21 protein-coding genes are annotated in these 20,307 nt (G+C 73.3%); 11 read left to right on the top strand and 10 right to left on the bottom strand.

What is annotated here, in order from left to right:
- Window positions 1-7 precede the first annotated feature (7 nt).
- On the bottom strand, window positions 8-1,228 hold the full coding sequence (locus FHS38_RS06325; RefSeq protein WP_184731626.1) for a hypothetical protein: 1,221 nt from the start codon (window positions 1,226-1,228) through the stop codon (window positions 8-10).
- A 306-nt stretch (window positions 1,229-1,534) separates the two neighbouring features.
- The gene (locus FHS38_RS06320; RefSeq protein ID WP_184731625.1) at window positions 1,535-1,729 is read right to left on the bottom strand and encodes a hypothetical protein; all 195 of its coding nucleotides are present in this window, start codon (window positions 1,727-1,729) and stop codon (window positions 1,535-1,537) included.
- A 371-nt stretch (window positions 1,730-2,100) separates the two neighbouring features.
- On the opposite strand from FHS38_RS06320, the gene FHS38_RS06315 reads away from it, so the two are divergent.
- The gene (locus FHS38_RS06315) at window positions 2,101-3,288 is read left to right on the top strand and encodes a CapA family protein (RefSeq protein ID WP_184731623.1); all 1,188 of its coding nucleotides are present in this window, start codon (window positions 2,101-2,103) and stop codon (window positions 3,286-3,288) included.
- Window positions 3,289-3,290: 2 nt separating this feature from the next.
- Here the strand turns inward: FHS38_RS06315 and FHS38_RS06310 are convergent, their stop codons facing one another.
- Window positions 3,291-3,677, bottom strand: a complete 387-nt coding sequence (locus FHS38_RS06310; RefSeq protein WP_184731621.1) for an SH3 domain-containing protein — start codon at window positions 3,675-3,677, stop codon at window positions 3,291-3,293.
- Window positions 3,678-3,790: 113 nt separating this feature from the next.
- Window positions 3,791-4,795: a non-homologous end-joining DNA ligase gene (gene ligD, locus FHS38_RS06305; protein ID WP_184731618.1), complete on the bottom strand. Its 1,005-nt coding sequence runs from the start codon at window positions 4,793-4,795 to the stop codon at window positions 3,791-3,793.
- 77 nt (window positions 4,796-4,872) lie between these two features.
- Between ligD and FHS38_RS06300 the strand changes: the two genes are divergently transcribed.
- The gene (locus FHS38_RS06300) at window positions 4,873-5,934 is read left to right on the top strand and encodes an ATP-dependent DNA ligase (protein WP_184731617.1); all 1,062 of its coding nucleotides are present in this window, start codon (window positions 4,873-4,875) and stop codon (window positions 5,932-5,934) included.
- Window positions 5,935-6,070: 136 nt separating this feature from the next.
- Window positions 6,071-7,318: a glycoside hydrolase family 6 protein gene (locus tag FHS38_RS06295; protein WP_184731615.1), complete on the top strand. Its 1,248-nt coding sequence runs from the start codon at window positions 6,071-6,073 to the stop codon at window positions 7,316-7,318.
- Window positions 7,319-7,531: 213 nt separating this feature from the next.
- Here the strand turns inward: FHS38_RS06295 and FHS38_RS35115 are convergent, their stop codons facing one another.
- From FHS38_RS35115 to FHS38_RS06280, 3 genes are all read right to left on the bottom strand, one after another.
- The gene (locus FHS38_RS35115) at window positions 7,532-7,702 is read right to left on the bottom strand and encodes a nitronate monooxygenase (protein WP_229822543.1); all 171 of its coding nucleotides are present in this window, start codon (window positions 7,700-7,702) and stop codon (window positions 7,532-7,534) included.
- Window positions 7,703-7,748: 46 nt separating this feature from the next.
- On the bottom strand, window positions 7,749-9,689 hold the full coding sequence (gene glxA / locus FHS38_RS06285; RefSeq protein WP_373301823.1) for a radical copper oxidase GlxA: 1,941 nt from the start codon (window positions 9,687-9,689) through the stop codon (window positions 7,749-7,751).
- A 113-nt stretch (window positions 9,690-9,802) separates the two neighbouring features.
- Window positions 9,803-11,821, bottom strand: a complete 2,019-nt coding sequence (locus FHS38_RS06280; RefSeq protein ID WP_373301822.1) for a glycosyltransferase — start codon at window positions 11,819-11,821, stop codon at window positions 9,803-9,805.
- 329 nt (window positions 11,822-12,150) lie between these two features.
- Here FHS38_RS06280 and FHS38_RS06275 point away from each other — a divergent pair, with 329 nt between their 5' ends.
- From FHS38_RS06275 to FHS38_RS06245, 7 genes are all read left to right on the top strand, one after another.
- On the top strand, window positions 12,151-12,606 hold the full coding sequence (locus FHS38_RS06275; RefSeq protein WP_184731613.1) for a pyridoxamine 5'-phosphate oxidase family protein: 456 nt from the start codon (window positions 12,151-12,153) through the stop codon (window positions 12,604-12,606).
- 105 nt (window positions 12,607-12,711) lie between these two features.
- Window positions 12,712-12,909 carry a hypothetical protein gene (locus FHS38_RS06270; RefSeq protein ID WP_184731611.1) on the top strand — a complete coding sequence of 66 codons (198 nt, stop codon included), beginning with the start codon at window positions 12,712-12,714 and terminating at the stop codon, window positions 12,907-12,909.
- A 5-nt stretch (window positions 12,910-12,914) separates the two neighbouring features.
- Window positions 12,915-13,259 carry an ArsR/SmtB family transcription factor gene (locus FHS38_RS06265; protein WP_184731609.1) on the top strand — a complete coding sequence of 115 codons (345 nt, stop codon included), beginning with the start codon at window positions 12,915-12,917 and terminating at the stop codon, window positions 13,257-13,259.
- 91 nt (window positions 13,260-13,350) lie between these two features.
- A complete protein-coding gene (locus tag FHS38_RS06260) occupies window positions 13,351-13,524 on the top strand; it encodes a DUF6126 family protein (RefSeq protein ID WP_184731607.1) in 174 nt (57 codons plus the stop codon).
- 57 nt (window positions 13,525-13,581) lie between these two features.
- Entirely contained in the window at window positions 13,582-14,028 is a 447-nt protein-coding gene (locus FHS38_RS06255; RefSeq protein WP_184731605.1) for a nucleoside deaminase, read from the top strand.
- A gap of 202 nt (window positions 14,029-14,230) precedes the next feature.
- Entirely contained in the window at window positions 14,231-14,695 is a 465-nt protein-coding gene (locus FHS38_RS06250; protein ID WP_184731603.1) for a DUF6233 domain-containing protein, read from the top strand.
- Between the two features lie 118 nt (window positions 14,696-14,813).
- Window positions 14,814-15,734, top strand: a complete 921-nt coding sequence (locus FHS38_RS06245; RefSeq protein WP_184731601.1) for a hypothetical protein — start codon at window positions 14,814-14,816, stop codon at window positions 15,732-15,734.
- Window positions 15,735-15,843: 109 nt separating this feature from the next.
- On the opposite strand, the gene FHS38_RS06240 is transcribed toward FHS38_RS06245, so the two are convergent.
- From FHS38_RS06240 to FHS38_RS06230, 3 genes are all read right to left on the bottom strand, one after another.
- Window positions 15,844-16,053, bottom strand: coding sequence for a DUF5302 domain-containing protein (locus tag FHS38_RS06240; RefSeq protein WP_184731599.1), 210 nt, complete (start codon window positions 16,051-16,053; stop codon window positions 15,844-15,846).
- Window positions 16,054-16,216: 163 nt separating this feature from the next.
- The gene (locus FHS38_RS06235; protein WP_229822541.1) at window positions 16,217-16,852 is read right to left on the bottom strand and encodes a hypothetical protein; all 636 of its coding nucleotides are present in this window, start codon (window positions 16,850-16,852) and stop codon (window positions 16,217-16,219) included.
- Window positions 16,853-17,018: 166 nt separating this feature from the next.
- Window positions 17,019-18,446, bottom strand: coding sequence for a HEAT repeat domain-containing protein (locus tag FHS38_RS06230; protein WP_184731597.1), 1,428 nt, complete (start codon window positions 18,444-18,446; stop codon window positions 17,019-17,021).
- Between the two features lie 339 nt (window positions 18,447-18,785).
- Here FHS38_RS06230 and FHS38_RS06225 point away from each other — a divergent pair, with 339 nt between their 5' ends.
- Window positions 18,786-20,252 (top strand): PP2C family protein-serine/threonine phosphatase, encoded by a 1,467-nt coding sequence (locus tag FHS38_RS06225; protein ID WP_184731595.1) that lies wholly within the window; start codon window positions 18,786-18,788, stop codon window positions 20,250-20,252.
- Window positions 20,253-20,307: the final 55 nt, after the last annotated feature.

Raw genomic sequence — 20,307 nt, 5'->3', positions numbered from 1 at the left:
CGCCCCGCTAGCGGGCGACCGGGCGGGACACCTCCTCCGTCAGCCGGGCACGGACGTCCGCGGTGGCGTCGACGCTGTCGGGCACCTGCTCCCACAGGGCGAGCAGGGCGGGTGCCAGACGGCGGGCGCGCTCCCCGCTGTGCTGCCAGCAGTAGTGGGCCCGCTTCAACGCGGCGAGGGCCTCGGTGTCCGCCGGCCCGCCCCGGGCGAGGCGGTTCGCGGCGGCCGACATCCACAGCTCGGCGGCGCGCGGGTGATCGCCCGCCAGCCGGGCGAGGTCGGCGCGCACCTCGATCCACAGCCGGGCCTCGGCACTGTCGGAACCGTGCCGGCGCAGCGTCTGCTGTTCCCACGCGGCGGCCATGTTCGCGGCCTCGTTGTGCCGGCCGGCGTGGGCGGCGGCGAGGATCCGTGGCAGCGGGTCGTCGTCCGGCTGGGCCGCGGGCTCGGGGACCGCGGGCGCCGGGGGCGCGGTGTCGACGGGCGCGGGGGACCCGAATCCGGGCACCGCCGGCACGGGCGCGGGGCGCCGGACCACGGGCGTCGCGGAGGGGTTGGTGAGGACGGGGCCGAACGCGCCGTGCTGGAAGGCCACGACGCCCTCGGGGAGGGTGGCCTGGGCGAGGGCCTGGTGATGCACGTGGGCGGGGTCGAGCGTGGGGCCGGCGGTGGGGTTGCCGGTGCGCAGGGCCGCGAGGAAGGACCGGGTGTACGGTCCGGCCTCCAGGGGCGCCTTGGGTGCGGCGGGGGTGATGACGCCGCAGGCCGGGACCCCCGCCGCCAGGTGCCCTTCGCGGGCCGCGGCGGCCACGTGGGGCCGGGCGTGGGCGTCGGCTTCCGCGTCGATCACGAGCAGCGTGGGGCCGGGGTGGTCGCGCAGGGTGCGGGTGAGCCATTCCCAGGGCAGTCCGGTGTAGCGGACGGTGGCGGGGGTGCTCTCCCGCAGGGCCAGGTGCAGTTCGGTGCTGCGGCGGGCCGGGATCATGAGGTGCCCGGTGACCCAGACCAGCAGCGGTCCGGTGCCCGTGACGGCGTGCTGGAGGTAGGCCAGGACGCTCTGGGGGCCCGCCATCGCGGGAAGCTGGACCACGTCGGCGGACGCGGCGGCGAGGAATCCGCGTGGGTTGGCTCCGGCGATGGCGTGCGCGGTGGGGTTGGGTAACGCTCCCCGCCGTCTGTCCGGGGTGCCGTCCAGCAACAGAACACAACCATGAGCGGGGTGGTTCACTGCGCGCTTCCTTCCGGCTGATGCGGGTCCCGCGCCGTCGCGGCGGGTACGGGGCTGCCCCTGTGGCGTGGGCTGCCCCGGTGGCTGGGTACGGGGTCGGGTACTCGGTTCACCGCAGGCGGTGACCACGGGCACCGGCACCGGAGTCGGGGCGGGGCCGGGCCCCGCCCCCGGCGACGTCCGGTATCTCCCCGTCGGCGGTGTCCGGTGGCGGGTGCCGGGTGGGCCGGGCCGGGCGCACCCGTCGGCGCGGCCCTCGGCGGGGTTGCCCGGGCGGCCGGACGGCCACCGGGCCGGCGGGCCCGTTCAGGACCACTTCCGGGCGCTGGGGCGGCCCCGGCGCTCCTCGGTGCGGATCCGGCGCTCCTCGGCGGCCTTCTTCACGCCTTCGGCGCGGCGCTCCGCGTAGCCGTTGGGTTCCACGACGTGGAAGCACTGGCCGCAGACATAGCCCCCTTCGGGGCCCTCGATCACCGGGTTCAGGCAGTCTTTGCACAGCATCGCGGCAGCATTCGTCTGGGGGATGTCGGTGCCGTCCATTATTTCCCGGCCGCGCCGCAGTTGTTGCACGACCAGCCGCCGTCGGACCCCTGGATCACGGGCGCGCCGCAGTGTGTACAGTTCACCGGTTTCCCCTCCCCCGCTCGCCATCATGGCACCCGGCCGGGCCTGCCGGAAGCGTGACCGGCGCGGCCGTTCGGCACGAGGTGGCCCTCGCGCCCCGGTGAGCGCCCGTACGCCCGTGGTCGGCACCTTCCCGTTCGCTGTGCTTCCGTCACCCCCTGTCCCCGACTCGCCCAAGTCGCACAGAGATGCACCAATAAGTCATATAAGGCGTGCAGCTCACCGTCGACGAACCGGGAGTCGGAGCGATGGGGACATACGGAGGCAGGACCGCCGTGGCGGCGCTGGGGATAGTGCTCGCCGTGGCGCCGGGGTGCGCGCCGGGCGGGGACGCCGACGGCCGGGCGGCACGGGGACCGGGGGCCACCCAGGCGGCGCGGGGGCAGCGCGGATTCACCCTGCTGGCCTCGGGGGACGTGCTGCCGCACGATTCGATCATCCGGCAGTCGCAGCGGGACGGGGCCCGGTCGGGCTCGGGGTACGACTTCCGGCCGATGTTCGCCGGGGTGAAGGACGTCGTCTCCGGCGCCGACCTGGCGATATGTCACATGGAGACGGTGTACGGGGAGCGGTCGGGTCCGTTCAGCGGCTGGCCTGCGTTCGTCTCACCGCCGCAGGTCGCGCGGGCGCTGAAGGAGACGGGCTACGACTCCTGCTCGACGGCCTCCAATCACACCCTGGACGCCGGGAGCACCGGGGTCCGCCGCACGCTGGACGCGATGGACGCGGTGGGGCTGCGGCACACCGGTTCCGCGCGGTCGGCGGCCGAGAGCGCCCGGGTGAATCTGCTGCGGGCGGGTCCGGCGAAGGTGGCCCACCTGTCCTACACCTACGGCACGAACGGCATATCCGTGCCGGAGGGCAGCCCCTGGGTGGTCAATCTGATCGACGACGAGCGCATCGTCTCGGACGCCCGGTCCGCCCGGAAGGCCGGGGCCGACGTCGTCGCGGTCTCCCTGCACTGGGGCACGGAGTGGCAGCGGGATCCGGACGAGCAGCAGCTGACCCTGGCCAAGCGGCTCACCGCCGCCAGGAGCGGCGGGCGCCCGGACATCGACGTCATCCTCGGCACGCACAACCACGTGCCGCAGGCCTACGAGAAGGTGGGCGGCACCTGGGTGGTCTACGGGATGGGCGACCAGCTCGCGGGCGAGATGTTCAATCCGCAGGGTGCCCCCGACGTGCGGGGCAACCAGAGCTCCCTCGCGCGCTTCACGTTCGCACCGCCCCCGAGGGCGGGCGGGCGCTGGACCGTGACGAAGGCGGAGTTCCTGCCCCAGCTCACGGACCAGGGCCCGCCGTTCCGGGTGGTCGCCCTGGGCCGGGCGGTGCGGGAGCGGCCGGGCCGCGCCGACCTCGCCGACGCCCGGGAGCAGATCCGCGAGGCGGTGCTGTCCCGGGGCGCGGCGAAGGACGGCCTGGTCATGGGCGACTGATGTCAGCCCATGGCGGCGCGGGTCGCGGGGGTGTCCTTGAGGGCGCCGTGGTTGACGCTCCTGCAGAAGGGGACGGAGCCGACGGTACCGACGTACTTCGCCGCGACCCAGGTGGGGCGGGCCCGCAGGAGGTACCAGGTGTCGTTGCCGCCGATGTTCTGCGCGCGGACCTTGCAGCGCAGGCCGATCGGGGCGCGGTACTTCAGCGGTTGGCCCGTCACCTTGGCGTCGGTGCTCGGGTAGGCGCGCTCGTTGACGCCCGAGACGGACGTGACCGTGCCGCTCGGCGCCACCGGTACCGGCGCCGACTGAGCCGGTCCGACGGCCAGCAGTGGGGTGGCGAGCGCGGCGGCCGCGATCAGGCCGCGGATCGCGAGTGTCCTGGACATGGGAACTCCCTGCAGTGCGAAGTGGATAACGCAATGCCCAGTTTCAGCACTCCAAGACCCGATAAACCCGGAGAAATGCCGGTCCTTCCGGGTGATCAGCCGATCGGGTGGCATCACTTCTTGGCACGGCTCGGCTGGACCCGCTTCGGTTCGCCCTTCATCTTCGGGTGTTCCGGCGGATAGGGCAGATCGCCCAGACCGTGCTCGCGCTCGTCGCGGTCGGCCAGTTCGAGTGCGGCCTCCAGACCGTAGGCGTGGTCGTCCATGTCGGCGTGCACGTCGCCCGCCTCGGCGAACCGGGCGGGCATGGTGGCCAGGTCGAAGTCCTCGGGCACGGCACTGGGGACCTCCTCCCAGCGCAGCGGGGCGGAGACCGGGGCATGCGGGCGCGGCCGTACGGAGTAGGCACTGGCGATGGTGCGGTCGCGGGCGGTCTGGTTGTAGTCCACGAAGATCTTGGCGCCCCGCTCCTCCTTCCACCAGGCGGTGGTGATGCGCTCCGGCGCCCGGCGCTCCAGCTCCCGGGCGACGGCGATGGCCGCGCGCCGCACCTGGACGAAGGTCCACGTCGGCGCGATGGGGACGAAGACGTGCAGTCCCCGGCCGCCGGAGGTCTTGGGCCAGCCGACCAGGCCCAGCCGGTCGAGCACGTCGCGCAGTTCGAGTGCGGCCCGGACCGCGTCGGCGTAGTCCGTGCCGGGCTGGGGATCGAGGTCGATGCGCAGCTCGTCGGGGTGCTCGGTGTCGGCGCGCCGCACCGGCCAGGGGTGGAACGTGAGACAGCCGAGGTTGGCCGCCCACAGGACGGCCGCGGCCTCGGTGGGGCAGATCTCGTCGGCGTAGCGGCCGCTGGGGAAGGAGATGCGGCCGGTCGGGATCCACTCGGGAAGGTTCTTGGGTGCCCGCTTCTGGAAGAACGACTCCCCCTCCACCCCGTCGGGGTACCGCTCCAGGGTGGTGGGCCGGTCCCTGAGCGCCCGCAGGATGCCGTCTCCGACGCTCAGGTAGTAGCGGGCGAGGTCGGCCTTGGTGAATCCCCGCTGGGGGAAGTAGACCTTCTCCGGGTGGGACACCCGCACCGTCCGCTCGCCGACGGTGAGCTCCAGCGAATCTGCCATACCGTCACGCTAGGCCGCACGGGCGGGCGGCGCCCGTCGGCGGGCGCGGGGGCCGTCGGGCCCGCACAATCAAGATCATGGACCTTCCGGTGATGCCTCCGGTGCGGCCGATGCTGGCGAAGTCCGCGGCGGCCATCCCGCCCGGCATGAGTTACGAGGCCAAGTGGGACGGCTTCAGGGCCATCGTCTTCCGTGACGGCGAGGAGATCGAGCTCGGCAGCCGTTCGGGCAAGCCGCTGACCCGCTACTTCCCCGAACTCGTGGGCGCGCTGCGCGAACTGCTGCCGCCGCGCTGCGTCCTGGACGGGGAGATCGTCATCGTCCGGGGCGGACGGCTGGACTTCGACGCGCTGTTGGAGCGCATCCATCCGGCCGATTCCCGGGTGCGCCATCTGGCGGAGATCACCCCCGCGAGCTTCGTGGCGTTCGATCTGCTGGCCCTCGGCGACGAGTCGCTGCTGGAGACGGCGCAGCGGGCCCGCCGGGCCGCGTTGGAGGACGCGCTGCGCGACGCGGCCGACCCGCTCTTCGTCGCGCCCGTCACCGACGACCTCGACGTGGCCCGGGCGTGGTTCGAACGGTTCGAGGGCGCGGGCCTGGACGGGGTCGTCGCCAAGCCGCCCGGGCTCCCCTACCGGCAGGGCGAGCGGGTCATGGTCAAGGTGAAGCACGAGCGCACCGCCGACTGCGTGGTCGCGGGTCTACGGCTGCACAAGAGCGGGCCGGTCGTCGGTTCGCTGCTCCTCGGCCTGCACGACGGGGCGGGCCGGCTGCAGCACGTCGGGGTCTGTGCGTCCTTCCCCATGCGCCGCCGTCAGGAGTTGATGGGCGAGCTGGAGCCGCTGCGGATGCCGTCCGTCGAGGGCCACCCCTGGGAGCGGTGGGCCAGCGAGGAGGCGCAGGCCGCCGACCGGTTGCCCGGCGGACCGAGCCGGTGGACCGGCAAGAAGGACCTGTCGTGGATCCCGCTGCGCCCGGAGCGGGTGTGCGAGGTCGCCTACGACCACATGCAGGGCGACCGCTTCCGCCACACCGCGCAGTTCCGCCGCTGGCGCCCCGACCGGGAGCCGGAGGGGTGCACGTACGCGCAGTTGGAGGAGCCGGTCCACTACGACCTGGCGGAGGTGCTCGGCGGATAGCGGCCGGGGCACCGAACCGCCGACCGGGGCACCGGGCTGCCCGTTCGGCGCAGTTCCGCGCGACCTGACGGACCGACACATGTAAGCGTGGAGGAACGGACCAGGACCATGTGAAGAAGGCGGAAGGGTGGGGTTCATGCCCAGGGCACGTACAGCCCGCTTCGTCGCCGGAGCCCGGCGCGGCGCCGTCCTGTTCGCGTGCGCGTGCGGCGTGTGCCTGACGTCCTGCGCCGGCCGTGCGGTCGCGGTGAGCGCCACGGACGGCCCCGACACCCCGTTCTGGGTGGAGCCCACGGGCCGGGCGGCACGGCAGGTGCGGGTGTGGCAGGAACGCGGCCGGGAACAGGACGCGACGGCGCTCCTGCGCATCGCCGACCAGCCGACGGCCGTATGGATGGCCGGGGACGGCCGCGACCCGAAGGAGCAGGTGGAGCAGGTCACCCGACAGGCCGAACGGGCGGGCCGGGTCCCGTTGCTGGTGGCCTACAACATCCCGCACCGTGACTGCGGCCAGTACTCCTCCGGCGGCGCGAAGGACGCGACCGCCTACCGGGCCTGGGTGGACAGTGCCGCGGCGGGGATCGCCGAGCGCCGGGCGTGGGTGGTGCTGGAGCCCGACGCCATCGCCCAGTGGGCGTCGGGCTGTGTGCCCCCGGACGTGGCGAAGGAGCGGCTCGGCCTGCTGGGCGAGGCCGTACGGAAGTTCAAGGCCAATCCCGGCACTTCGGTGTACCTCGATGCCGGCAACTCCGGCTGGATCTCCGACCAGCGGCTCCTGGCCGGTGCGTTGGAGAGGGCGGGGGTGTCGCAGGCGGACGGGTTCGCGTTGAACGTCTCCAACTTCCACACCACCCCCGTGACCCGCGCGTACGGCGACAAGCTCTCGGCCCTGCTGGGCGGAGCGCACTACATCATCGACACCAGCCGCAACGGCAACGGTCCGCTGCCCCCGGGACAGGACGAGGCCACCGGTGGCAACGGAGGCGAGTCGTGGTGCAACCCCCCGGGCCGGGCCCTGGGCGCCGCGCCCACGACGCGCACCGGCGCCGCGCGCGTCGACGCCTTCGTCTGGGTCAAGCGGCCCGGTGAGTCGGACGGCACCTGCCGGGGCGCCCCGCCGGCCGGTCACTGGTGGGCCGACTACGCGCTGAAGCTGGCGCGCGCCAAGCCCACCGCCCCCGCCAAGCCCACCGCCCCCGCCAAGCCCACCGCCCCCGCGAAGCCGGCCGCGCCCAAGCCCGTGCCGGTGACGAAGCCGGTGGTGAAACCGGTGACGCCGCCCGTGGCCGAGCCCCCCGCCGCCCCGGCCGTCACCCCGGCGGCTCCGCCCACCCCGCACCCGACGCCGCAGGCGCCGCAGACCCCCCTCACGCCGGCGAAGTAACCGTCGGCCCGGGGGCGCGGTCCGCGTCGGCGACGAGCGTCGCGAGGCACTCCGCGGCGTGCGTCGCGCCGGCCGGCGCGGCCACCTGTCCGGACCGGAGGTTGACGCGGTCCGTCTCTCTCTCCCCCCCCGCTCGGCGGCGGCGCGCCGGAGGGGCCGCATCAGCGCGTTCCGGACCGGGTACGACGACACCTCGCCCTCGTACGCGGCGTGTCACGGACGAAGCGGTTGGGGATGCCGCGCGCCGGACTCCTCCGTGGCGTGGAAGCCCGTGCCGATCTGCACGGCGTCGGCGCCGAGCGTCAGCGCGGCCGCGACGCCCTCCCGTCGGCGATGCCGCCACCGGCACCGAGGGGGCGCTGCCCGGGGAGCCGCCCCCTGCATGCTCGTCCGGGCCGTCGTGGCCCGGACGCACCGGGTCGGGCGTGGCTCAGCGGACGTGCACCCACGCCGCCTCGGACGGGGTGCCGTCCCGGTCGGTCAGGAAGACCATGTACCAACCGGCCGGCACCAGGGACGGGTCCTTCGGAATCGTCACGGACAGGCCGTCGGCCCGGGCCGTCGCCTCCAGGGCGATGGAGCGCTGCTCGACGTCGGTGGCGTGGGTGACCGCGCTCGGGCGCATCAGCCGGACCGCCGCCACCTTGCCGGGGGCGGGCGTGGGGAGGGTGACGGCTGCGCCGCGCTCGGCCTCGATCGGCCCGGTGCGCAGGGTGGGGCGCTTGTCGCGGTAGAGGTACGGCGGGGTGTAGACCTCGATGCGCTGCTCGAACGTGCCGGGCCTGGTGTCGTCCTCGTCACCGAAGAGCGGATTGGAGCCGAACACCGCGATCCGCCCGTCGGGCAGCAGCAGGGCCTCGGAATGGTAGTTGCGCCCCACGGTGGGAGCGGCCATGGTGTCGAACGCCCTCGCCCGGGGGTCGTAGAACTGGGCGCCCAGGATGTCGGAACCCTGCTTGCCGCGGTAGTCGCGTGAGCCGCCGGTGGTGAAGACCTTGTCGTCGGGGGTGAGCACGGCGTTGAGGTAGCGGGTGCCCACCGGAAGGTCGGGACCGGAGGCGAACCGGGGGTTCGCGGCCTTCAGATCCGCCACCGCGGTGCGCTTGGTGGCTTCGTGGGACTCCCCCACCCCGCCGCCGCCCAGGATCATCACCTTCTGGTCCTGGGCCGGGGGCAGCAGCACCGACGCGGACGTCTCCGTGAGCTCCGGGTCCGTCAAGCCGGGTACGGGGGTGAAGGTGTTGGCGTCCAGGTCCCACACCCCCGGCTTGCGGCCCTTGTCGGCCGGGCCGTAGCCGGCGTTGGAACCGGAGTAGAAGAGATTCCCGCCCTTGGTGAGGAACAGCGCGGGGTAGGTGGGGAAGTACCGCTGCGGCGCCGGGCCCCAGGTGCGGGTCTTCGGGTCGTAGATCTCGTTCTTGCCCGGGATGATCTCGCCCATGTCGTCCAGGCCCGAGACGGACAGCACCCGGCCGTCCTTCAAGGTCACCAGGGTCGGATACCAGCGGGCCTCGTCCATCGGGTCGACCGTCACATACCGCTCGGCGACGGGATCGAACTCGTAGGTCTCCTTGAGGCCTTGGAAGTCCTTCTTGTCCAGCCCCAGCTTCGTCGCCAGCCCGTAGACCATCTGGGCGTCCTTGCCCCGCAGCCCCTTGATCCTGTACTGGTCGGCGGTGTTGGCGATGCCCTCCTCGCCCTCGACGTCCGACTCCACGTACACCCGCGCCTGGGACGCGCTGACCACGACCTTCTTCGGGGTGTCCTCGGTCTCCTCGGTCACGGTCTTCGTCGCGCGCGGCACCAGCACCGGCAGCTGCGAGCGGTACCGCTTGCCGGTCGAGCCCTCGAAGACGGTGCCGACGGGAAGGGTCCGGGGGTTGTCGGGGTCCTCGTTCTTCACCATCATCCCGCCGCCCGCGCGCGTCACATCGCCGGTCAGCTTCTCGTAGCGCGCGGTGCCGCCCGCCACCAGCAGCTTGCCGTCGGGCAGCTGCGCGTGCCCCGCGCAGAACATGTCCTTGGGGGTGGCGATCTCCTTGAACGTGTCGTTCCGCGGGTCCCACAGCACGCTCTGGAAGGTCCCCGACTTGAAGTTCTTCTCGTCGTTGCCCGAACCCGCGATCAGCAGCACCTTGCCCGTGTGCAGCAGGGCCGCGTGGATCGCGTTGATCCTGAACTTCTCGGGGACGTCCACCAGGTCCCAGTGCCCGTAACGGATCTTGTAGGACGCTTGGTTGATGGTGTATTCGTGCCAGGCCCGCTCCGCGAACCCGGCGGCGGCCGGGGCGTTCGCCGCGACGAGCGCCGACACCGCGACCGCGCCCAGCGCCGCCTTGCGTGCCTTCGTCTTCGGGTAGACCTTCACCACACCACCCACATCCCATCCGTCGCATCAGCACTCTCGGCGCCGCCGCTGCACTCTCGGCACTGCCGCGCCGTACGTCCGTACCGAGGACCGCCGCCCGCGCGGGCAGCCTCCGTTCACACCGGGCTGCGCTGCTCCACCGGGCGGGCCGCCCCCGCCTCCGCCTCCGCCTCCGCGGCCACCGTCTCTCCCACCACCGGGACCGGCTCCACCTTGCGGCGGGACCGCCGGCGGTCCCGCAACAGGCCCGCCTGCCACACCCCGAGCGGCCCGAGCGCGGTCAGCATGGCCAGCCCGGCCCAGATGCGCATCGCCGTGTGGGCGTGGCTCAGCACCATCGACGCGGCCAGGGACAGCCCGAAGACCCCGACCCACACCAGGTGGGTGCGGAAGGTCGCCAGGCAGTCGGGGCTGGCCGAGTCGCCCTTGGGGGTCACGACGAACCGCGAGCGCCGCCGCAGCAGCGCCTCGCCCAGCGCCCGCGCGTAGAGCGGGGCGGAGAGGGCGGACATCACCATCCCGGCCGCGCCGGAGGACCCGGCCGGCTCGTGCGGGCTCACGTTGTGGCGCCGGTTCCACATGTACAGCCCGACCTGGAGCGCCGCCGCGTCGCTGTAGAGCATCAGCCACACCTGGGACTCCACGTTGATCCCCGCCGCGCCCAGCCCGAGGAACAGCACGCACGACACCGCGCCCAGGAACCAGTTGAGCGCCGCCATCGGGTAATACGTCACCATCAGCGTGTAGTTGAGTGCCCGGCCGGGCGAGAGGCGCCAGACCGTGTGCCCGTACTGCTTCAGCAGCGTCTCGAACGTCCCGCGCGACCAGCGCAGTTGCTGGGAGAAGAAGTCGGTCCACGAGGACGGGCCCTCGCCCACGGCCAGCACGTCCGGGGTGTACACCGACCGCCAGCGGCGGCCCGTGGCGGGGTTGCGGCGGCGGTGGATCTCCAGTCCCGTCGCCATGTCCTCGGTGATCGAGTCGTAGAGCCCGCCGATCTGGCGCAGCACGCTGACGCGCACGCAGTTGCTCGTCCCCACGAACATCGGCGAGCCGTAGGCGTTGCCCGCCCGCTGGATCAGCGCGTGGAAGAGGAACTGCTGGCTCTCGGCGGCCTTCGTCACGGCCGCCGTGTAGTTGCCGTAGACCTGCGGGCCGACCACGAACGCCACGTCCGGGTCGCGGAAGTACCCCATCATGCGCTGGAGGAAGTTCGACAGCGGTACGTGGTCGGTGTCCACGCAGGCCATGAATTCGTAGTCGTGGCCGTGCGCGTCGAGCCAGGCGTTGTAGTTCCCGTGCTTGGTGCGCGCCCGGAAGGAGCCCGACGGCTGGTTCCACCGGGCCATCCCCTTGCGGGAGAAGTGCCGCACGCCGAGCTGCCGGCACAGCGCCTTGACCTCGCGGTCGTCGCCCTCGTCCAGCAGCCAGACGTCGAGCACCCCGTCGTGCTCGATGCGCACCGCCCCCTCCAGCGTGGCCTTCACCATCTCCAGGGGTTCCTTGCCGGGGACGAAGCTCGTCAGGAACGCCACCCGGGTGCCCGGCTGCGCCCGCACCGGCACCGGGTCCCGGGCGACCCAGGTCGCGTGGGCGTTGGAGAGGACGTTGACCACTCTGAAGACCTCGATCAGCCCGATCGAGATCAGCATCGCCGCGTCCGCGGCCCGCCCGATGGGGCCGACGTACTCCCGGTGCGCCCAGTGCCCCGGCCACAACAGCCATACCAGCAAACCCATAGACACCAGCGGGGCCGCTCCCACGAGCAGCCCGATCCCCCATCCACTGCCGGATTCCCGGTCCAGCAGCCGCTGGTACCGCACCCGGTACACGCCCTTCGGCGGCTCCGTCAGCTCCCCCGCCAGCCGACTGAACCCCTCGTAGTCATAACCCGCCGGCCCGTTCGCCCCGTCCGGCTCCGCCACCTCCGGCCCGCCCGGGCCACCCGGTCCCGCTCCCCCCGAGCCCAGACCGCCGGAGCCGGGGACACCCGGGCCCCCGGGGCCGGCCGGGCCCGATCCGCCCGCGTCTCCCCCCGGCCCGGGAACGCCGCCGGGCGGCCCGCCGGACGCGACGCCGCCCCCGGCCGCCATCCCGTCGGCGGGCCGGGCGCCGGAAGCACCTTCACTGGACACACTCGCCACCGAGCACCCACCGGTGGCCTCCAACCGGGCTCCACTCGCCGAAACCGTCACCACACACCCCCAGCCGCACAAGGACACGGGAACTTTGAATGACTCGCATAAGCGCACACATCGCTACATCAGCTCTGAAAACCTAACAAGATGACTCTCTGATCATCTGACAATCAGCACGCAACACACCGTCAGGCCACCCACACAGACCACACCGGACCCTTGCCGCCCGACTGCGAGTAGGCCGCCGGTAGTACGGCGGTCGGCCCAGGCGGCGTACGGCTTACGGCCGAGGCGCCGGGGCGCAGCCCGTCGATAGCGTCCGGGGAATGACGAACATGCCACCGGCGCGCAGTGCCGGACAGCGGAAGTCCGACGTGCTGGAACGACTGGAGAAGGACCAGGACGCGTGGGTGTCCACGGCGGACCGCGACGGCGGACCGCTGCTCGCCCCGCTGTCCTTCGTCTGGCACGACGGCACGCTGGTGATGTGCACCCGCGCCACCAACCGCACCGCCCGCAACCTCGCGGCGAACGGGGAGGCCCGCATCGCCCTCGGTCACACCCGGGACGTGATCCTCATCGACGCCGACGCCGAGACCGTCGCCGGGGCGGACCTCCCGGCCGCGGCGGCCGACGCCTTCGCGGCGAAGCTGGCGTGGGACCCCCGGGGGCGCGACGCCTGGGTGTACCTCCGCTTCCGGCCCCGCCGACTCCTGGCCTGGCGGGAGGAGAACGAGCTGGAGGGGCGGGAATTGATGAAGGACGGGGCATGGCGGGTATGACCCGGCGCCCGGCGGGTGGGACGCAGCGGGGCGTGCCCTAGAATTGAAGAATTCTTCAATTCACCAGGTGCCTGGGTCGTCAGGCGTGCCGCATAGGGGGCTGTGGTGAGTGCGTTCGCCGAAGCGATGCGGGAGCGGGTGCGCGACGCGCGCGCCGCTCTGGAGACGGCACGGGCCGACGGTGACGCCTACGCGACAGCCGTGGCCGCCGACGAGCTGGACGACGCGCTGCGGGTGGCCCGGGCGCACGGCGTCGACACGGACGCCTCGGCGGACCCGGAAGAGGGGCGGGACAAACGTTGATCGGGGTGCGGGTACCGCTCTACCAGGCGAAGGCGGAGTTCTTCCGGATGCTCGGGCACCCGGTGCGCATCCGGGTGCTGGAGCTCCTCCAGGACGGGCCGATGCCGGTGCGGGACCTCCTCGCCGCCATCGGGATCGAGCCCTCCAGCCTCTCGCAGCAGCTGGCCGTGCTGCGCCGCTCCGGCATCGTCACGGCCACCCGCGAGGGCCCCACGGTCGTCTACGCGCTGGCGGGCGGGGACGTCGCGGAGCTGCTGGCGGCCGCCCGACGGCTGCTGACCCAGGTCCTGACCGGCCAGGAGGAGCTCCTGACGGAACTGCGCGAGGCCGATCGGCCGGGCACCGCCTGACGCCACCCGCGCCGACCGGCCACCAGGCCGCCCGGCCGCCCGGCCGCCCGGCCGCCGAAGCACAGCACAGCACGACGACTGGAGAGCAGCAGTGACCGACGACCCGGCCGAGAAGGCCGCGCCCCCGCGTGACCTCGGCGCAGGCAGTGAGAAGTACAAGGAGAAGGCCGTGGCCTTCCGCGTTCTCATCTACGTCGTCGTCAGCCACGTGCTCGCGGGCTTCATCTGGCTGCTCTTCTACCTCGGCGAGCACGCACCGAAGTAACGCCCGGGCCGCCCTCCCGGCGGCGTGGCTGCGCCGCCGGAAGGGAACAGCCCCTTCATGACCGATGACCGACGTCTCCTGCGGGTCGCCCTGGAACAGGCCCGCGCCGGACTCGCCGAAGGCGGCATCCCGATCGGCGCCGCCCTGTTCGGCCCCGGCGGCGAGCTGTTGGGCGCCGGGCGCAACCGCCGGGTGCAGGACGACGACCCGGCCACCCACGCGGAGACCGCGGCCTTCCGGGCGGCCGGCCGGCGCCCTGGCGGCTACGCCGACACCACCATGGTCACCACGCTGTCCCCGTGCTGGTACTGCGCCGGGCTGATCCGTCAGTTCCGCATCGGGCGCGTGGTCGTCGGCGAGGCCGCCACCTTCCCCGGCGCCCATCGCTGGCTGTCCGACGCCGGCGTCACCGTCACCCTCCTCGACGACGGCGAGTGCGCCGCGCTGATGCGCCGCTTCGTCCGCGAGCAACCCGATCTGTGGAACGAGGACATCGGCGCCTGACCGTCGGCGGGGCGCGGGCAGGACGCCGCCGCCGGGTCGTTCATCAGGACGAGCGATGGCGCATGTGCCCCGATTCAGGCGGCAATCGCCACCTCCTGACGCCCGGGGGATCCGCCCGGGGTGCGCGGTGTCGGCGGCGCCGCACACCCTCGTGTACGCGTGCGTGGTGCACGCGGCATATTCCGCCCGTGTTCTTGTCAACTTGGCAGGTCAGAACATTTCTCCGACCTTCGACGACAGGGTCCGCCGCACCCTCGCGCTGCTACTGTCCCGCGTCATGGAGCAGCTCTTCACCCCTGATGAACGTGCCCGTATCGAGGCCGCTGCGCGAGAAACCGGCCACTCCCCGCGCGATTGGGTGCGCGCGGTCGTTCTGCACCACCTCGACGGCGGGGACTTCGAGGAGACCGATACCGCGCACGGCGCCCTCGCCACCCGCGCGGAGCACCACGGGCCGTACCGGCCCGGGCTCGAGGACGCCCTCTGGCTGGTCACCAGCCACCGCCGGTCCGGCAGGCTCCTCCTGGAGCTGCATCACGCGGGCTGCTGGGTGCCCAAGGGCGGCGAGGACGCCATGACCACCGCGGAGGCCCGCGAGCAGCTCGCGTCGGACGGCGCCCGGCCCTGCGACGCCTGCCAGCCGCAGCGGTTCCTCACCCGGTACTGAGGCCCGCCTCCGCACCGGTACCGGGTGGTCCGCTTCTCCTGCGGCGTTGTGGCGCGAATGCACCAATTACGCTGTCCACGTCAAGATCATCAAGCGACGTGGCCGGGGGATGCGGAACATGAACATAGGGACGCGGCTCACCGGGTGGGCGACGCTGCTCGCCGCCTACGCGGCCGTGGTGGCCGGTGTGATCCCGCTCCGGGAGCTGCCGCCCAAACGGCAGCAGCTGTGGCTGCTCGGCCTGGCCGCCGGGTGCGCGCTGTGCTGGATATGCGTCTCCTGGCTGGTCACGGCCAGAAGGCGGGCAGTGTTAAGGAAGAGGGCCTCGCGCAAGAGATACGAGCCCCGGTCCTCGCGGCTGGTGTGCTGGGTCCTGGGCTTCGCCATCGCGCTCGCCAGCGGAGCCGCGCTCTGCCAGGGGGTGGGGCCGGACGGCCCGTACGGCGAGTGGCTCGCGAAGGTCGGGCGGGCCGACGGCGGCACGTACGACGTCCGCATCCAACGGATCGTCGGCGAGCCGCGCTCCACGGACGTGGAGATCAACGACGTCGACGAGTTCGCGTCGACCATCGAGGTCGTCATCCCCTTCGACTCGGGGTCGCGGCGGGTCACCGTCGAGAACGTGCACACCCGGGGCATGCCGGAGGAGGGCCGTACCGTGCAGTTGCGGTACGCGCCGAGCCGGCCCGACCTCGGGGTGCGCGAGACGCCGGACAACGACATCGGCACCTTCGTCGGCAGGCTGATCGCCCTGCCCGCCATCTGGGTACTGACCTTCGCGGCCGGGGTCGTCACCGGCATGGTGCTGCACGGCAACGAGTTCGGCGTCCGCTCCGCGCGCCGGTTCGCCCCCCGCGTCCACCTGCCGGCGGCGGCCCTCCTGGCCTGCGGCGCCGGACTGGTCCTGCCGCTGCTCACCGGTTTCCCGGCGACGGGCACGGGCTGGGCCCTGGCGGCGGGCGCCGCCACCACGCCGTGGCTCGCCCTGGTGTGGGTGTCCAGAGCGATCAGAACGGCCGGAGCGACCGGAGCGAGCTGAGGCGGCCAGGGCCCGCCCCGCACAAAGACCGGTGCCGCACCGGGAGTTGTCGGTGCGGCACCGGCCGAGGCGACCGGCCGCCAGGAGTCGGGGCGGCGTCGGAGCGAGGTCAGCCGCTCTTGCGACGGAAGTTGCGCTGGCCGCCCGCCTTGCCCTGGGTGCCGTGGATCTTCGAGCCGTCGCGGTTCTGACCGTTGGCACCGCCCGCGGCCTTGCCCTGCTTGCGCTCCAGGGCCTCGCGGAATTTGCGCTTGACCGCGTCCTCGGCCCCCTGGGCGTCCTCGGCGGTCGCGTCCTGCGGCGCGTTGTTCTCTGTCATGAAAACCTCCTGGTCAGTCATACCGGCGTTAGCCACAGCTTGGCACACCGGCGCCATCGCGATTCCCACGTCAGGCGCACGAAGCCCCCAGGCATCGCGCATCGGCGCGGGGCCCGGTGGAATCCCCACGCCCCCTGTCCGTCCGTTGTCCTTCAGCTGTCCGTCAGCGCACGATCAGATCTCCATCGGGAAGATCCTCCACCGTCACCACGCTCCTCGGCGTACCGAGGCCTTCGGCCACGGCCGTCGCCAGCCCGTCGGGGTCGGGCCGCGTCGGGTACGGAACGGTCTCGCCGTCGCCGTAACTCTCCAGGGCCTTGGTGAAGTAGCCGGGGTGCCAGGCCCCGACCGCGCCCTTGACCTCGACGGCGCGGACGGCCCGGCCCCCCACCTGGCGCCGCAGTGCCGCGAGGATCTCGTCCGACCGGTATTCACCGGGCACCTGGAACAGACTGGCGTGGGCGCCCGCCTTGCCGCCGTCGCGCAGGCGGACCGTCACCGTCAGACAACTGGTCACGCTGGGGTAGACGATCGTGCCGCCCCGGCCGATCTCCTTGACCTGTCCCTCGGTGATCCGGACCGTCGCCGTCCGGCCGTCCGATACGGCCGTCGTCACACCGGGGCCGGTCTCCGCCCCGGCCGGGAGCGCGCCGGTCCCGAGCTGGAGGGCCAGCACCGCGGACGCGACGAGCAGCGCCTTGCCGCCGGACGTCAGGAGCGGGGCGGCACGGAGGCCGGATGTACCGGTTGTCGACCGGGGCGGGGACGGGCAGGGTCGCGGTGCGCGCTGTTCGGGCACGTCGCTCCTTGGGGCGAGGAGAGGACCGACGCCCCGCTCGGGCCCGTGAGGGCGGCCGCGCCCGGGCGTCGGGGCCGCGGACGGCGGCCCCGGACATCCTAGGAGCACCGGGCGCCCGCAAGATCATCAGGCGGGCGTCAGGTGCCCCGACGGGCGCCCGGCGCCGTCACACCGCCGGGGCGTCCGGGCCGAAGCGGCTACGGACCGCGGTCTGGACCTCGGCCTCCTCCGCCGGATCGGCGGCGAGCCTGCGGAGCTGCTCGACGACCCGGGCATCGGCCGTGGTGGCGTGGTGGGCGGCGAGCTCGCGGGTGGTCTCCTCGCAGTCCCACAGACACTCGACGGCGAACCCGGTGGCGAAGGAGGGGTCCGTCGCGGCGAGGGCCCGGGCCGCCCGGCCCCGCAGGTGGGAGGAGGAGGTCTCGCGGTAGACGTGCCGCAGGACCGGTGCGGCGCAGGTGATCGCGAGGCGCCCGGCGCCGTCGACGAGATCCCACAGCACGGGTGCGTCGGGGCCCTCCGCCCGCACGGTCCGGCGCAGGGCGCCGAGGACGAGCGGGGCGTCGTACTGGGCGCCCCGGCAGGCCAGCATCCCCGCGGCGGCGGCGCCGAGGGCGTCGGTGCGGTGGATCCACCCACGGGCCCGCTCCAGGGCTTCGGTGCTGCGCATGCGCTCGAAGGCCGTGACGGCGGCCTCCGCGACGAGCTCGCGGGGGTCGTCGGCGGCGGCCTCGATGAGATCGAGGGCCTGGGGATCGTGGTGCTCGGCGAGATAGCGCAGCGCGGTGGCGCGGGCGGCGTCGGGGGCGTCGGCCGCGGCCTCGATGATCTCGACTCGGTCCTCGGGCCCGGCGACCGCGGTGAGACAGCGGGTGGCGGGCACGTGGCGGTGCTGGGTGGGGTGGAGGGCCAGGCCCTGCTGGGCCCAGTCGAGGACCTCGCGGACGCTCCAGCCCGGCCGTGGGCCGGCCGGGCGCAGCTGGCGCTGCCAACGGTCGAAGGAGCCCTGTTCCTGCGCGGCGCGCACCCGGGCGGCGGTCTCGGGGGCGTGCGGGTCCTCGGCCCACAGCCGCCACGGGCGGGGCTCGAAGGCGTCCCGTACGGCGGCGGCGAGCGCGGCCTCGCCTTCGGGCGTGCGGGGGAACCGGGCGACGATGATCTCGCCCAGGGCGGCCAGACCGGCGTCGTCGTCGCGCAGGGCGAGCTCGTCGAGGGCCCAGGACCAGTTGCCGCCGGTGGTGGCGTAGCGGCGCAGCAGCAGGAGGGCGTCGTCGCGGCCGTAGGAGGCGAGGTGGCCGAGGACGGCGAGGGCGAGGCCGGTGCGCTCCTCGGCGGTGTCGAGCAGGTCGTCCGGGGCGAAGAGGTGCTGCTCGATCTCCTCGAGTCCGCCGTCGAGGTCCAGGTGGAGCCGCGCGTAGTAGAGGGAGCGGTTCTCGACCTGCCAGTCACACCGCGGGTCGCGGAGCACGCAGTGGTGCAGTGCCGCGAGCGCCTCGGCCCGCGGCGCCGCGAGGGCATGCAGGGTCCCGTCGCCGCGGCCTCGCTGAAGGAGGCCGAGCAGGGTGCCGCTGGGCGCTATGTCTGGATCGAACATGGGGTCAGCATCCGGTGCGGGGAGTCGGCTGGCAACGGGATTTCCGTCGTCCGGCATTCTTGCCGGTGTCCACCTGTGCTATGCCTGGTGAACTGGAGGAACTCGAGGTCTTCCGAGCGCCCGCAGCCTACCGGAGCGGAGCATTCCACCGAGCCGTGCCCGAATTGCCCTCCGCCGGACCCCTGGAAGCCTCTGACATATGCCTACAGCACCACCGTATCGGGTATTGCAAAACCACTTACGAGCGCTCGCTCCCTGTGCAACAGTCGTTACCGGCCCTTCCACAGATCCACCGGATCCACCAGAGCTGGCCGCGCCGCGCATGTATCGGAGTACGTGATGCCGTCCCCCCTCTCCGCGGACCGTTCCGCCGCCGACCGATCGCCGCAGCGCGGCACCGTCGAGGCACTGATCTCGCAGACGCGGCGGCTGCGCGGCGACATCGACGCCGTGCGCCGCGAGACGGCCGACGAGGAGCGCGCGGGCGACCCCGAGCTGCGCTGGCAGCGCGCCCTGTGCGATCTGGCCGCGCACCATCTGGACGGCCTCGGCGAGCACCTCGACCAGCTCCGCGCGGGGCTGCCCGCCGACGTGCCCCCCGGGGCGCCCGCCCCCGCACGGCCCGCGGCGCCGGATCCCGGCCCCGGCCGCGCCGGGAGCGCCGAGTGGAATCTCCTCAGCGACGAGGTCACCTGGTCCGACGAGCTGTTCGAGCTGTTCGGCCGTCGGCCCGAGGACGGGGCGCCGACCCTCGACGAGCTGCCCTCCTGGCTGCTGGAGGAGGACCGGGGGCTGCTGTCCGCGATGGTCACCGACTGTCTCGTGGACGGCAAGGCGATCGACGGCGAATTCCGCATCGTGCGCGCGGACGGCGCCGAGCGCACCGTGCACATGATGGGTGAGCCGGTGCTCGACGCCGACGGCGCCACGGCCTCCATGTGGGCCGTGCTGCGGGACGTCAGCGAGCTGCGCCGCAGCCAGCGGGAGGTGCACGAGACCCGTGACTCACTGCGCCACCAACGGCACATCGCGCAGACCGAGCGCCGGCTCGCGGTCGAGCTGCAGGAGGCCGTGCTGCCACCGTGGCGCGGCTCCCTCCGGCTCCCGCACGACGGGGACACGGCCCGCGCGATCGGCCTCGCCGAGGCGCCGGGCGTCCTCGATCTGGCCGCGCACTACCTCCCTTCCGCCAGCAGCGCCCTGATCGGCGGCGACTGGTACGACGCGATGCAGCTCCCGGACGGGCGGACGCTGCTGAGCGTCGGCGGTCTCACCGGGCACGGTGTGACCGCCACCTCGGGTATGGCCATGCTGCTCGGCGCACTGCGCGGCATGGCGGTCGCCGGGACCGAGCCGGGGCCCCTGATGGGCCTGCTCAATCACCTGCTCGACGCCTCCGCCCAGCCCGCGCTGGGCAGCGCGGTGTGCTGCCGCTACGACCCGCGCGAGCGCACCCTGCTCTGGTCACAGGCCGGCCATCCCGCCCCGCTGCTCTTCCGGGGCGGACGGGGCCGGCCGCTCCGGCCCCCGGAGGGCGTGCTGCTCGGAGCGGTCGCCGACGCCGCGTACGCCCAGGCCGAGGAGCGTCTGGAGCCGGGTGACGTGCTCGTGCTGCACACCGAGGGGTTGTCGCCCCACCGCACCGCACCCGACACCGATCCGGGCACCGAGCGGCTGCTGGAGCTGGCGCCGCGCTTCGCGAGGGCGAGAAGCGCGCAGGACGGCGTGCGAGTGGTGCTGGAGGAGTTCGGCGGCGAGGCGCGCGAGGACGACGCCTGCGTGCTCGTCGCCCGTGTCGGCTGCTGATCACGTCTGATCACGTCGGCGTCACCGACCCCGGGGCTCATGCCGTACGGCTCAT

It is taken from the genome of Streptomyces netropsis (assembly GCF_014203545.1).
Taxonomy (GTDB): Bacteria; Actinomycetota; Actinomycetes; order Streptomycetales; family Streptomycetaceae; genus Streptomyces; species Streptomyces netropsis.
This window is presented reverse-complemented; position numbering and strand designations above follow the sequence as displayed.